Annotated in this window: 10 protein-coding genes, 2 rRNA genes and 1 other annotated feature; of the genes, 3 read left to right on the top strand and 9 right to left on the bottom strand. The window is 38.4% G+C overall.

Annotation, left to right across the window (positions count from 1 at the left end; translation table 11 throughout):
• Nucleotides 1-393: ribosomal RNA gene (locus I589_RS16830) — 23S ribosomal RNA — on the bottom strand; the annotation flags it as partial.
• A gap of 229 nt (nucleotides 394-622) precedes the next feature.
• Nucleotides 623-2,182, bottom strand: a 16S ribosomal RNA gene (locus I589_RS16825).
• 745 nt (nucleotides 2,183-2,927) lie between these two features.
• On the opposite strand from I589_RS16825, the gene croR reads away from it, so the two are divergent.
• From croR to serS, 3 genes are all read left to right on the top strand, one after another.
• A complete protein-coding gene (croR, locus tag I589_RS16820; RefSeq protein WP_010766771.1) occupies nucleotides 2,928-3,617 on the top strand; it encodes a response regulator transcription factor CroR in 690 nt (229 codons plus the stop codon).
• Nucleotides 3,607-4,839, top strand: a complete 1,233-nt coding sequence (locus I589_RS16815) for a sensor histidine kinase (RefSeq protein WP_245561637.1) — start codon at nucleotides 3,607-3,609, stop codon at nucleotides 4,837-4,839. The genes croR and I589_RS16815 overlap by 11 nt, the downstream gene beginning before the upstream one ends.
• Nucleotides 4,840-4,991: 152 nt before the next feature.
• Nucleotides 4,992-5,213 (top strand) — a binding site (T-box leader).
• Between the two features lie 78 nt (nucleotides 5,214-5,291).
• Complete coding sequence (serS, locus tag I589_RS16810; protein ID WP_010766773.1) at nucleotides 5,292-6,563, top strand: serine--tRNA ligase; 1,272 nt, start codon at nucleotides 5,292-5,294, stop codon at nucleotides 6,561-6,563.
• A 173-nt stretch (nucleotides 6,564-6,736) separates the two neighbouring features.
• On the opposite strand, the gene guaB is transcribed toward serS, so the two are convergent.
• The 7 genes from guaB to rsmG form a co-directional block, all read right to left on the bottom strand.
• The gene (gene guaB, locus I589_RS16805) at nucleotides 6,737-8,221 is read right to left on the bottom strand and encodes an IMP dehydrogenase (RefSeq protein WP_010766774.1); all 1,485 of its coding nucleotides are present in this window, start codon (nucleotides 8,219-8,221) and stop codon (nucleotides 6,737-6,739) included.
• Nucleotides 8,222-8,553: 332 nt separating this feature from the next.
• Nucleotides 8,554-9,249, bottom strand: coding sequence for a DUF1129 domain-containing protein (locus tag I589_RS16800; RefSeq protein ID WP_010766775.1), 696 nt, complete (start codon nucleotides 9,247-9,249; stop codon nucleotides 8,554-8,556).
• 87 nt (nucleotides 9,250-9,336) lie between these two features.
• On the bottom strand, nucleotides 9,337-10,437 hold the full coding sequence (gene ychF, locus I589_RS16795; protein WP_010766776.1) for a redox-regulated ATPase YchF: 1,101 nt from the start codon (nucleotides 10,435-10,437) through the stop codon (nucleotides 9,337-9,339).
• A gap of 16 nt (nucleotides 10,438-10,453) precedes the next feature.
• Nucleotides 10,454-10,636, bottom strand: a complete 183-nt coding sequence (locus I589_RS16790; protein WP_010766777.1) for a DUF951 domain-containing protein — start codon at nucleotides 10,634-10,636, stop codon at nucleotides 10,454-10,456.
• A gap of 11 nt (nucleotides 10,637-10,647) precedes the next feature.
• Complete coding sequence (locus I589_RS16785; RefSeq protein WP_010766778.1) at nucleotides 10,648-11,538, bottom strand: ParB/RepB/Spo0J family partition protein; 891 nt, start codon at nucleotides 11,536-11,538, stop codon at nucleotides 10,648-10,650.
• Nucleotides 11,525-12,292: a ParA family protein gene (locus I589_RS16780; protein WP_010766779.1), complete on the bottom strand. Its 768-nt coding sequence runs from the start codon at nucleotides 12,290-12,292 to the stop codon at nucleotides 11,525-11,527. The genes I589_RS16785 and I589_RS16780 overlap by 14 nt, the downstream gene beginning before the upstream one ends.
• Nucleotides 12,293-12,303: 11 nt before the next feature.
• Nucleotides 12,304-13,020 carry a 16S rRNA (guanine(527)-N(7))-methyltransferase RsmG gene (gene rsmG, locus I589_RS16775; protein ID WP_034685561.1) on the bottom strand — a complete coding sequence of 239 codons (717 nt, stop codon included), beginning with the start codon at nucleotides 13,018-13,020 and terminating at the stop codon, nucleotides 12,304-12,306.
• Nucleotides 13,021-13,234: the final 214 nt, after the last annotated feature.

Here is a 13,234-nt window from a genome sequence, read left to right as displayed (position 1 = left end):
GCCTTCCAAATTTCGTCTACGGGGTTTTTACCCTCTTTGACTGACTTTTCCAAGTCATTCGACTATCTGAAAGAACTACCATATCGGAGTCCTACAACCCCAACAAGCAAGCTTGTTGGTTTGGGCTTTTCCCGTTTCGCTCGCCGCTACTCAGGGAATCGAATTTTCTTTCTCTTCCTGCAGGTACTTAGATGTTTCAGTTCTCTGCGTCTACCTCTAACCAGCTATGTATTCACTGGAAAGTAACATTCTACTAAAAATGCTGGGTTTCCCCATTCGGAAATCTCTGGATCATCGCTTACTTACAGCTCCCCAAAGCATATCGGAGTTAGTCCCGTCCTTCATCGGCTCCTAGTGCCAAGGCATCCACCGTGCGCCCTTATTCACTTAACCTTATCAACCTTACGGTTGGGTTTTGACTCGTTTTCCTAGCGATAGGAGCGTCATCAAGAAAATAAGCAATTGAACTTCTTAAAAAACTCATTCAACGCGGTGTTCTCGGTTTGTTTTGATTCTTTTTTACTTCAATATCCAGTTTTCAATGAACAAAAGTTTTGAGAGTAAACCTCTCAAAACTGAACAAAGGTTAACAAACGTGTGTAGTTTCCGTAATATTCCTTAGAAAGGAGGTGATCCAGCCGCACCTTCCGATACGGCTACCTTGTTACGACTTCACCCCAATCATCTATCCCACCTTAGACGGCTGGCTCCAAAAGGTTACCTCACCGGCTTCGGGTGTTACAAACTTTCGTGGTGTGACGGGCGGTGTGTACAAGGCCCGGGAACGTATTCACCGCGGCGTGCTGATCCGCGATTACTAGCGATTCCGGCTTCATGTAGGCGAGTTGCAGCCTACAATCCGAACTGAGAGAAGCTTTAAGAGATTAGCTTAGCCTTGCGACTTCGCGACTCGTTGTACTTCCCATTGTAGCACGTGTGTAGCCCAGGTCATAAGGGGCATGATGATTTGACGTCATCCCCACCTTCCTCCGGTTTGTCACCGGCAGTCTCGCTAGAGTGCCCAACTAAATGATGGCAACTAACAATAAGGGTTGCGCTCGTTGCGGGACTTAACCCAACATCTCACGACACGAGCTGACGACAACCATGCACCACCTGTCACTTTGTCCCCGAAGGGAAAGTTCTGTCTCCAGAATGGTCAAAGGATGTCAAGACCTGGTAAGGTTCTTCGCGTTGCTTCGAATTAAACCACATGCTCCACCGCTTGTGCGGGCCCCCGTCAATTCCTTTGAGTTTCAACCTTGCGGTCGTACTCCCCAGGCGGAGTGCTTAATGCGTTAGCTGCAGCACTGAAGGGCGGAAACCCTCCAACACTTAGCACTCATCGTTTACGGCGTGGACTACCAGGGTATCTAATCCTGTTTGCTCCCCACGCTTTCGAGCCTCAGCGTCAGTTACAGACCAGAGAGTCGCCTTCGCCACTGGTGTTCCTCCATATATCTACGCATTTCACCGCTACACATGGAATTCCACTCTCCTCTTCTGCACTCAAGTCTCCCAGTTTCCAATGACCCTCCCCGGTTGAGCCGGGGGCTTTCACATCAGACTTAAGAAACCGCCTGCGCTCGCTTTACGCCCAATAAATCCGGACAACGCTTGCCACCTACGTATTACCGCGGCTGCTGGCACGTAGTTAGCCGTGGCTTTCTGGTTAGATACCGTCAAGGGACGAACAGTTACTCTCATCCTTGTTCTTCTCTAACAACAGAGTTTTACGATCCGAAAACCTTCTTCACTCACGCGGCGTTGCTCGGTCAGACTTTCGTCCATTGCCGAAGATTCCCTACTGCTGCCTCCCGTAGGAGTCTGGGCCGTGTCTCAGTCCCAGTGTGGCCGATCACCCTCTCAGGTCGGCTATGCATCGTGGCCTTGGTGAGCCGTTACCTCACCAACTAGCTAATGCACCGCGGGTCCATCCATCAGTGACACCCGAAAGCGTCTTTCAAATTAGAACCATGCGGTTCCAATTGTTATACGGTATTAGCACCTGTTTCCAAGTGTTATCCCCTTCTGATGGGCAGGTTACCCACGTGTTACTCACCCGTCCGCCACTCTTTTTCTTTCGGTGGAGCAAGCTCCGGTGAAAGAAAAAGCGTTCGACTTGCATGTATTAGGCACGCCGCCAGCGTTCGTCCTGAGCCAGGATCAAACTCTCATAATAAAAGTTAGAACAATCTTTCGATTGTTAAGCTCAATTTGTTTGCTAGCATATTGCTTGCTTGTTAAATGTTTGTGACTTGATAAATCAAGTGCACACTACACATTTGGTTTGTCTTACTTTGTTCAGTTTTCAAAGGTCTACCGTGCTGTTTCAGCAACTTTTATATCATATCAGTTAGACAAGTGATTGTCAACTGTTTTTTACAAAAGTTTTTTCTGACTTCTTTTCAGAAAGTCACGCGCTTGTTTCAGCAACTTAATTAGAATAACAGGTTCGTTGTTATTTGTCAACAACTTTTTTAAATAAATTTTATTGATTTATCAACTGTTATCCCGTCATCTCTCTCGAGCGACTTTGTTATTCTATCACGTTGAATCTTCAACGTCAAGAACTATTTGAAAAGTTTTTTTCAAAATTTTATTCGCGCTTACGAATGAAAAAACATTCACGCGAACACATAATAATATATCAACTATTTGGGGATTCGTCAACAAAAAAAACGTTGATTTACCAACATTTTCATTAACACGATTAATTATTTATTTCCTATTTTATTTGTTCGTAATTTACGTTTTTTATTTCCATATATGATCTTTTTCTTCAGATAACGTTCGTTTGATTTCCTATACATAAAAGAATTCATTGCTTTACTTCTAAATTTTCATTAATTAGTTGCTGTATTTATCCAAATGTCGCTTTTTTTGATAGAATAGAGCTGACAACATAATATAATGGAGGTTTACTTATGAAAATTTTAGTTGCTGATGATGATAAAGAAATTGTTGAATTACTGAGTATCTATATACACAATGAAGGTTACGAAGCTGTAAAGGCTTATGATGGAAAAGATGCATTATCTAAAATTCGAACAATTCCTGATATTGAGCTTTTAATACTGGATATTATGATGCCTATTATGGATGGGATGCAAGTGGTAAAAGAACTACGAAAAGAATCTCAAATTCCAATTATCATGCTTACTGCAAAAACTACAGATATGGATAAAATAAAAGGACTAGTTGCTGGAGCAGATGATTATGTAACTAAACCGTTTAATCCACTAGAGGTGATGGCTCGTGTAAAATCGTTACTTCGAAGAACAAAAATGCAAGTGACACCTGAACAACCTGATATTTTAGAAGTTCATTCATTAATCATTAATAAGGATTCACACGAAGTGAAAACAATTGATGGAAAAGAAATACAATTAACTGCTTTAGAATTTGGGATTTTGTACTTACTCGCTAGTCACCCAAACCGTGTGTTTAGTGCAGATGAGATTTTTGAACGTGTTTGGAAACAAGAAAGCATTGTTTCTGCGAAAACAGTTATGGTTCACGTGAGCCATCTGCGAGATAAAATTGAAGAAGCCACTGATGGAGAGAAAGTCATTCAAACCGTTTGGGGAGTTGGTTATAAAATTGATGCAAGGTAAAAGAAAAGTGTTACAGGAAAAAAAGAAGCGGATTACACTTACCTCAAAAGAAATAAGTGAACTTTTAGCAGAAGGAATCGTCACTGTTGTTTTATTACTTCTATTAAATGTTGCAATTTTGGTTGTGTTGGATTCTGTCGTTCGAAACTCCCCCTCTCTAGAGAATGCTATTTGGGGAACAAAGAACGCTTTTGCCAATCAAATGAATACAGATTTCTTTCTTAGTTTCCGAAACTTTTTTGTCCCAGCTTTCTTTTTAGTTGATATGGCAGTTCTTTACTGGCGATTAATTCGTCGCTATCGACAAATGCAGCTTCGTCATATCATTAGTGAACTTCACTATATTGCAAATGGAAATTATGACCATCGGATTCCGTTTGAATTGAGTGGAGATTTGAGTCGAGTCGTTTCTAGTATTAATGGATTGGTGGACAGCACAGTTGCAGCAATTGAAGATGAACGACGAATTGAAAAATCCAAGGATGAGCTAATTACAAATGTCAGCCATGATATTCGTACACCTCTAACTTCTATTATAGGTTATCTTGGATTAATTGAAGATCGCCAGTTCCACTCTCAGGAAGATTTGCTAAAATACACACATACTGCTTATGTAAAAGCAAAACAGATGAAGGTTTTAGTAGAAGATTTATTTGAATATACAAAAGTTCGTCAGCCTTCTGTCCCAATTAATATTACTTCATTTGATATGACACAGCTGGTTGAACAACTAGCAGCTGATTTTGAATTAGAAGCATCTAAAAAACAAATTGAAATACATGTTGTTTCTTCTCCTGAGCATTTTATTATGGATGGAGATACTGAAAAATTAGTTCGAGTGTTTAACAATCTCCTTTCCAATGCATTAAAATATGGAAAAGGAGCCAAACATATTATCATTGAGGTAGAAAAAGTAGGAACAGAAGCAGTAATAACTGTGAAAAATGACGGAGCCATGATTCCAAAACGGGCACTTGATTCTTTGTTTGACCGTTTTTATCGAGTAGAAGAATCTCGTTCTCAAGAAACTGGTGGTACTGGGTTAGGTTTAGCGATTGCTCAAAGTATTATTGCTCTGCATGGCGGCTATATCTATGCAAAATCAGATACAAATTGGACAGCATTTATTATGCATCTCCCTGTGACTAGAAACAATCCAGAAGAGCTTGATACCGAAGAAACACTTTCTGATACCAAGAAAAAAAGAGGACTACGAAAATAAGAGGTGCTTTTTTACTGGTCTATTTTAAGTAGCGTCTTTATATGAAAATTCAGCAACATGTAGTAAGTGCCTTTAGGGCCTTCTGCATGTTGCATTTTTTACTACTTATATATGGAAATTGACAATCAATTCTTCTTTCACTATACTAGTAGATAATAAGATTCAGAAAAGATAGTACTTACGACCCTATTTTTAGAGAGTTGACGGTTGGTGAAAGTCAATAGTAGTTCGTTTGGAATCCACTTTTCACGAAAGAAATATAACGAAAACAATGAGTAAGTTATATCGGCAAACAACCGTTATCCTGTTTACAAGGGCAGTTTTTTTAACTGAACTTGGGTGGTACCGCGAATTCAAACTATTTCGTCCCAAGAAAGATATTTTTTTGGAATGAAATAGTTTTTTTGTTTTATCTTTTCTGAACTAATTATTTTCTACGAGGAGGAAAAAAGATGTTAGATGTAAAAATGATTCGTCAAAACTTTGATGATGTGAAAGAAAAGCTACAAACACGTGGGGTGAAAGAAGAAGTGCTCGTTGAGTTTCTTCGTTTAGATGAGAGCCGTCGTGCACTACTAGTAAAGAGTGAAGAACTGAAAAAGTACCGAAATGATGTCTCTACAAAAATTGCTGAATTAAAGCGTGAAAAACAAGATGCAAGTGATAAAATTCAAGAAATGAAAACAGTTGGCGGAGAAATTAAGGCCTTAGATGTAGAAATCAACGAAATTGATGAACAGCTTCGTGTGATTTCTACTACATTGCCTAATTTACCTCATCCGTCTGTCCCTGTTGGAAAAGATGAAGAGGACAATGTCGAGGTTCGTCGTTGGAGTCAGCCTAGAAATTTTGCTTTTGAGCCAAAACCTCATTGGGAAGTTGCGGAAAATTTAGATATATTAGATTTTGAACGCGGAGCAAAAGTTTCTGGTAGTCGCTTTGTCTACTATAAAGGTCTTGGTGCGAGACTTGAACGTGCATTGTATAATTTCATGTTGGATCAACATATTTACGAACATGGGTATACTGAAATGATGACTCCTTATGCGGTCAATAGTCATTCTATGTTTGGTACAGGTCAATTTCCAAAATTTAAAGAAGATGTTTTTCAATTGGCCGACACGGATTTAACTTTAATCCCTACAGCAGAAGTTCCTCTAACAAATTACTATAATAATGAAATTTTAGATGGACAAGATTTGCCAATTAAATTTACTGCATTAAGTCCAGCTTTTCGTTCAGAAGCAGGCAGTGCGGGTCGAGATACACGTGGTCTAATTCGTCTACATCAGTTTAATAAAGTAGAAATGGTGAAATTTAGCGATGCAGAACACTCATATGATGAGTTGGAAAAAATGACAAATGATGCAGAAGCTATTCTACAAAAATTAAACCTGCCTTATCGAGTATTGGCATTGTCTACTGGTGACATGGGCTTCTCTGCAGCGAAAACTTACGATTTAGAGGTATGGATTCCAGCACAAGATACTTATCGTGAAATTAGCTCTTGTTCAAACTGCGAGGATTTCCAAGCACGTCGCGCAATGATTCGTTACCGCGATGAAAAAGGGAAAACAAACTATGCCCACACATTAAATGGTTCTGGTCTAGCAGTTGGTCGGACAGTTGCTGCTGTTTTGGAAAACTATCAAAATGAAGACGGCACGGTAACAATCCCTGAAGTGCTTGTTCCTTATATGGGCGGACTAAAAATTATTAGCTAACAAACCACTGCCATTAAATAAAACGGCTCCAGAAGTTAGAAAAAAACTGACTTCTGGAGCTGTTTTTGGAATGTGTTAGATTTTTCAAAAAAGATCAAGCACAGGAAGAGCTGATGTTGAAAAAACTCAATAAATCTTTTCAAAAATTTCTCTTTATGCTTGATCTCACTTTTTTAAGATTCTACGGAATAGTTTGGTGCTTCTTTTGTAATTTGTACATCATGAGGATGTGATTCTTTTAACCCATTTCCACTCATTTGGACAAATTGTGCTTCATCACGTAATTGCTGTAAATTCGCAGCACCTACGTAACCCATTCCTGATTTTAATCCACCAATCATTTGGAAGATGATATCTGATACGCTTCCTTTATAAGCGACACGTCCTTCAATCCCCTCTGGAACAAGCTTGTTCGCTTCATTCACACCACCTTGGAAGTAACGATCACTTGATCCTTTTTCCATAGCACCTAATGAGCCCATTCCACGATATGTTTTGAAACGACGTCCTTGATAAATTTCAAATTCACCTGGAGATTCATCCGTTCCAGCGAGCATACTTCCCAACATCACTACATGTCCACCTGCTGCTAAAGCTTTTACGATATCTCCTGAATATTTAATTCCGCCATCCGCAATAATTGCTTTTCCATATTGACGAGCAACTGATGCTGCATCATAAATAGCAGTTAATTGAGGAACACCCACACCTGCAACGACACGTGTAGTACAGATTGAACCAGGTCCAATTCCGACTTTTACAACATCAACACCTACATCATACAGTGCTTTTGTTGCTTCTGCCGTTGCAACATTTCCGGCAATTAATGTAGCATCTGGGAATGTGTCACGAATTTCTTTAATTTTTCGAATTACGCCTGCGCTATGTCCATGAGCGGTATCAATGACAATCGCATCTACCCCTGCATCTAATAGTGCTTGTGCTCGTTCAAAAGTATCACTTGTAACACCAACAGCTGCGGCAACAAGTAAACGTCCATGCCCATCTTTTGCAGCATTTGGGAATTCAATCACTTTTTCAATATCTTTAATGGTGATTAATCCGCTTAAGCGACCATCTGAATCAACGATAGGTAATTTTTCGATTTTATGTTGTTGAAGAATTTTTTCTGCATCCTTCAGAGAGGTACCTACTGGGGCAGTCACAAGGTTCTCTTTGGTCATCACTTCTGAAATAAGTATTTGATAGTCTGTGACAAAGCGCATATCCCGGTTTGTAATAATCCCAACCAGCTTACGGTTTTCCATTGTCTCAACAATTGGCACACCACTAATTCTATATTTGCTCATTAATTGCTCTGCATCCGCAACAAGATTTTGAGGAGTTAAAAAGAACGGATCAATGATAACGCCGCTTTCTGAACGTTTTACTTTTCTCACTTCATCGGCTTGTTGGGCGATACTCATATTTTTATGAATCACACCTAATCCACCTTGACGAGCCATTGAGATAGCCATTTTACTGTCAGTGACAGTATCCATACTTGCACTCATAATTGGAATGTTTAACGTAATATTTTTTGCTAATTTTACACTCATATCCACTTCGTTTGGTAACACGTGACTTTCTGCAGGTATCAATAAGACATCATCGAAAGTTAACCCTTTTTTCGCGAACTTTGTTTCCCAGTTGGACATTTTTTGTACCACTCCTCTTATTTAATTTTATATATGAAAATAACAGATTCTTTGTTTCAAGTCAACACTAATGAGTTGATTATAATTTTTTTCTTTTAAATGCATCCGAACATTCGGTATTTATTGATATCTATAGCTTTTTGCCAAAATTATTCACTCTTTACTTTCAGCTTTTAGATTATTTTTTCTTGTTCAACGTTTGGACCTTTATTTCTCATCTATTCTTTCTTTTAACCTAATTACAACAATCGATTAATTGAAATACAGTATCTGTATGAACTCTAGAATACAAAAAATCAGAACCCTGCAAAACTGGATTCTGACTTTCTCTTCTATCTGTTTCGTGGTACTGACAAACTGCCCACAATATTGTATTTTTTCTTTAAGTAGTAACGAACTGCTAAAACAATTGCGCCTAAAACAATCACAATCATCGGCTCAAGAATTGGATTCACTACTGGTGGAAGCATCATTGTAGCTGCTAATGAAAGTACCCACAGCAAAGTTGTCCCTACAATAATCGCCATCGACTTAAACATACCTGGCTTTTGACTACGGTCTGCACCTGGTTGTTCAAATCGGTAAATATATTTATACATTAAATAAAATACCCAACCACCAATTGCCGAACTCAACACGAGTGTTGTTAATCCATAAGTAACTTGAGCACCACGTGAAATGAGCGCCATAAATGAAATCATAATACTAAAGATTCCAAAGATTAACAAAGTATTATCTAACCACATAGTCCATGGGCTTGATGATTTTGGTTTTTGAGGTTTGCTGATAATCGCTTCTGTTCGTTCAGAAACAGTTCCAAACAATTGTCTAGCTGTCTTCCCACCCTTTTGTTCTTCTACTAAAACTGGCAGGATATCATGTAATGCTAAAGTTTTTTCTTCTTCGCTTAAATTCGCAGCTGCTAGTGCTTTTTTTAAATCGAAGATATATTGTTGGTTACGTTTTGTTAGCTTCGTTTCCAGACTGCGATTTTCACTGACGATTTCTCGTAGTTTTTCTGGTTCCATTTCGATTTGTCCTCCTTCGCCATTGTTCCTATACAACAGAATTCACAAAAGCTATTTTACCACATTTTTTTAGAAACTTGATAGCTTTTATACATTAAATCGGAACAACATGACATCGCCATCTTGAACAACGTATTCTTTTCCTTCTAAACGTACGCGACCTGCTTCTTTTGCCGCTTGCATATTACCGTATTTACTCAAATCTTCAAATGAAACAGTTTCGGCACGAATAAAGCCTCGCTCAAAGTCTGTATGGATAATTCCAGCTGCTTGAGGAGCTTTCATCCCTTTACGGAATGTCCACGCACGAACTTCTTGCTCACCTGCAGTAAAGTAAGTCGCTAACCCTAGTAAATCATACGCTGCACGAATTAATTGATCCAACCCAGATTCTTCAATTCCTAAAGCTTCTAAAAATTCTGCTTTATCTTCTTCATCTAACTCAGCAATTTCTTCTTCTGCTCTTGCACAAATAATGATGACTTCAGCGTTTTCAGTTGACGCAAAATTGCGAACTGCTTGCACATAGTGATTATTTTCTGCATCTGCCACTTCGTCTTCTGACACATTTGCAACATACAAAACAGGTTTTGTTGTTAGTAAAAATAAACTGCGCACGATTTTTTGTTCTTCTTCTGTAAATTCAATCGAACGAGCAGAGATTCCTTCTTCTAAAACTGGTTTAATTTTATCTAACACAGCTAGCTCAGCTACTGCATCTTTATCTTTTGTCTTCGCTACTTTTGCAACACGTGTGTAGCGTTTGTTAATAGACTCTAAATCTGCCAGTACTAATTCTAGATTAATTGTATCGATATCTTCTAACGGGTCTACTCGACCTTCAACGTGGGTAATATTGTCATCATCAAAACAACGAACAACGTGACAAATAGCATCTACTTGTCGGATATGACTTAAAAATTGGTTTCCTAAACCTTCTCCTTTACTTGCTCCGCGAACAATCCCGGCAATATCTGTAAATTCAAATGTTGTAGGAACTGTTTTCTTTGGTTTCACTAACTCAGTTAGTCTTTGTAAACGATAATCAGGAACTTCTACCATTCCAACATTAGGATCAATCGTCGCAAATGGATAATTTGCAGCTTCTGCTCCTGCTTTTGTAATTGCATTAAACAAAGTTGATTTTCCGACATTCGGTAAGCCAACGATTCCGGCTGTTAGTGCCATAGTAACTTCACTCTTTCTACGCTTTTTTTTCTAGTAACTTTTTCATTTTCTTTTCAAATTCACGACGTGGCATCATCACAATATGCCCACAATTCAAACATTTTATTTTTATATCTGCACCCATGCGAATAATCTCCCAACGATTGGTTTGGCAGGCATGTGGTTTTTTCATTTCAACAATATCCCCTAAATCATACATAAGCTTTCCTCCTATGCTTCATCAAAGCGAATATTTAAAATATCTAAAATACGTGTTAAATCTGATTGAGATAAATACTCAATTTCGATTTTTCCTTTTCCGTCTTTTTCTTGAATTTCAACGTTTGTTCCAAACTTATCCATCAAGCGATCTTCGCTTTCACGAAGATAATACGGTTTTTCTTGTGATAAACGAGGGACTTTTTTCTTTTCCTGCCCTTTGTTTTCATTCAATTCGCTGACTAGCTGTTCTAATTGACGAACAGTTAAATTTTCCTTCACTACACGATTGGCCAATTTCAAGATTAGATGCTTGTCTTTTAAGCCTAGCAATGTACGTGCTTGTCCCATTGAAAGACGCTCATCTTGAACCATTTCTTTGACTAAATCAGGTAAGGTTAATAATCTTAGATAATTAGCAATGTATGGACGACTTTTCCCTAATCGTTCTGCTACTTCTGCTTGTGTCAGCTTCAGATTTTTCATCAGCATTTCGTATGCTTCTGCTTCTTCTAAAGGATTTAAGTCTTCACGCTGTAAGTTTTCCAGTACGGCAACTTGCATCATCGCTTCTTCATTAAATTCTCGAACGATAGCAGGAATTGCTTCTTTATTTGCTAATTTTGATGCACGAAACCGACGTTCCCCTGCAATAATTTCATATCCTTTTACAGCAGACTTTCGAACGATAATCGGCTGAAACACACCTGACTGTTCAATGGAGTTCGCCAACTCCTGTAGAGACGCCTCATCAAATGTTTTACGTGGTTGATAAGGATTTGGACGCAGTTCATTTAATGGAATCTCAATAACCGATTCTTTTTGAACATCGACTTCCTCTAAGCTGGCAATATCTTGAAATAACGCATCAATTCCTCTACCTAAGCCTTTACTCTTGCTCACGATTTAGCACTTCCTTTGCTAAAGATAGGTACACTTCTGCACCTTTTGAACGTGGATCGTAATCAATAATAGATAATCCATGACTAGGAGCTTCTGATAAACGTACATTTCTTGGAATGATTGTATCATACACTTTTTCACGGAAATATTTTCGCACCTCTTCCACTACTTCTGCACCTAAATTTGTCCGTGCGTCGTACATGGTTAAAAGAACCCCTTCGATTTTCAATTCTGGGTTAAAATGCTTTTGAACTAAACGGACAGTATTTAACAGCTGACTTAATCCCTCTAACGCATAATACTCACATTGAACAGGAATCAAGATAGAGTCACTAGAAGTAAAAGCATTAATTGTCAAATGACCTAATGACGGTGGACAATCAATCAAAATAAAATCATAGATATCCTCCACTTCAGCTAATGCACTTTTTAAACGTGATTCTCTTGCCATCATTGAGGTTAACTCAATTTCTGCCCCAGCTAACTGAATCGTTGCTGGAACAATGTCCAAGTTCTCACGAGTAGTTGATAGAATCGTTTCTTTGATAGGTGTCTCGTTAACCAGCACATCATATACATCATGATCTACATCTGGTTTGCGAACGCCAATCCCACTTGTAGCATTTCCTTGTGCATCAATATCAACAAGTAAAACTTTTTTTCCATTGAATGCTAAACATGCACCCAAATTCACAGTGGTTGTAGTTTTACCCACCCCACCTTTTTGATTTGCGACAGAGATAATCCGTGCCATCGAGTTTCCTCCTATTTCAGTGGTTGCTTATTCGGCAATCCTGGTTTTCTTGGATATTTTTTTGGTGTTTCTTTTTTCTTTTGAATCACTAAAATGTGACGCTCATCTTCTGTAATGGGTAGACGAAGCGAACGTTCTTCAATAAATTTCCCACCTAAAGTTGCAATAGCTGGCTTCGCTTCTTTCAGCTCTTCATCACTTTTAGCTGCTTTTAAAGCAAAGAAATACCCATCTTTTTTGACTAAAGGCAGACATAATTCACTTAGTACATTTAATCGAGCAACTGCTCTTGCAGTCACAAAATCAAAGGATTCTCGTATTTCTTTTGTTTGTCCAAACATTTCTGCACGATCATGGTAAAGGTGTACATCCTCTAAGTTTAATTCTTTGACTAATTCGGTCAAAAAAGTAATTCGCTTATTTAATGAATCAACAATAGAAATAGTTAACATTGGAAATACTATTTTTAATGGGATACTAGGGAATCCTGCACCCGATCCTACATCGCACAAAGACATTTTCTGAGAAAAGTCTTGTGAAAACGAAAGAGTTAACGAATCATAAAAGTGTTTCAAATACACTTCTTTTTTATCAGTAATAGCTGTCAGATTCATTTTCTCATTCCACTCCACTAATAGATGGAAATAGCGATCAAACTGCTGCATTTGTTCCTCTGATAATTCAATCTCGTGTTTGGCTAATGCCCGTTGAAATTCTTCAGGTGTCATATGGTTTCCTTTCTCTTGTGAAACAGGAAAATGTTTCACACATTCTTCTCCTACTTTAACGCAAATAGAGCTTTCTTGCAATGCCTATCGTTAGATTCTTTTCTGTCCTTAAATAAAAATTTATTCCTAAATCCACTTCCTTTTAAGAGAGAAAGGAATTCTTTTTACTTCATGAATCCCTCATAGTTTTTGTAATGTTCATTGATTTAAAAAA

The sequence above is a fragment of the Enterococcus phoeniculicola ATCC BAA-412 genome (assembly GCF_000407505.1).
In the GTDB taxonomy this organism is placed as follows: Bacteria; Bacillota; Bacilli; order Lactobacillales; family Enterococcaceae; genus Enterococcus_K; species Enterococcus_K phoeniculicola.
The sequence above is the reverse complement of the archived record's forward strand: the minus strand, read 5'-3'. Positions and strand labels throughout refer to the sequence as shown.

Coding starts and splice junctions, on each gene's coding strand:
- croR (WP_010766771.1), top strand. CDS start 2,928: ATGAAAATTTTAGTTGCTGATGATGATAAAGAAATTGTTGAATTACTG.
- I589_RS16815 (WP_245561637.1), top strand. CDS start 3,607: ATGCAAGGTAAAAGAAAAGTGTTACAGGAAAAAAAGAAGCGGATTACA.
- serS (WP_010766773.1), top strand. CDS start 5,292: ATGTTAGATGTAAAAATGATTCGTCAAAACTTTGATGATGTGAAAGAA.
- guaB (WP_010766774.1), bottom strand. CDS start 8,221: ATGTCCAACTGGGAAACAAAGTTCGCGAAAAAAGGGTTAACTTTCGAT.
- I589_RS16800 (WP_010766775.1), bottom strand. CDS start 9,249: ATGGAACCAGAAAAACTACGAGAAATCGTCAGTGAAAATCGCAGTCTG.
- ychF (WP_010766776.1), bottom strand. CDS start 10,437: ATGGCACTAACAGCCGGAATCGTTGGCTTACCGAATGTCGGAAAATCA.
- I589_RS16790 (WP_010766777.1), bottom strand. CDS start 10,636: ATGTATGATTTAGGGGATATTGTTGAAATGAAAAAACCACATGCCTGC.
- I589_RS16780 (WP_010766779.1), bottom strand. CDS start 12,292: ATGGCACGGATTATCTCTGTCGCAAATCAAAAAGGTGGGGTGGGTAAA.
- rsmG (WP_034685561.1), bottom strand. CDS start 13,020: ATGACACCTGAAGAATTTCAACGGGCATTAGCCAAACACGAGATTGAA.